Source organism: Ferrovum myxofaciens (assembly GCF_000735045.1).
Taxonomy (GTDB): Bacteria; Pseudomonadota; Gammaproteobacteria; order Burkholderiales; family Ferrovaceae; genus Ferrovum; species Ferrovum myxofaciens.
This window is the reverse complement of sequence record NZ_JPOQ01000605.1, coordinates 1-253: the sequence shown is the minus strand read 5'-3', so window position 1 is coordinate 253 and position 253 is coordinate 1. Positions and strand designations below refer to the sequence as shown.

At 55.3% G+C, this 253-nt stretch carries 1 pseudogene; it reads right to left on the bottom strand.

Features of this window, described 5'->3' with window-relative positions:
- A pseudogene (locus IV91_RS18810) lies at nucleotides 1–253 on the bottom strand (IS1634 family transposase); the annotation flags it as partial.

Here is a 253-nt window from a genome sequence, read left to right as displayed (position 1 = left end):
ACAGGGCATATAGCCCCAGACTCTCGACGCCGACCGAACGCGGTTTCATCAATTGCAATGAGCCGATATCCACTTCCTGGAAATCGTGCCCAGGAGTATCCGTGGCCGCCCCCGATTCGCTTGCTACATCCTGTGGCATCTCAATCAGGCGTCCAGCATAGCGTTGCGCGGCTTTCTCGATGGCTTCCGGAACAGTGTCCTGAATCATGACGGCCTGACCACCAATCAATTCTTCAATACGCCGACACAGCAA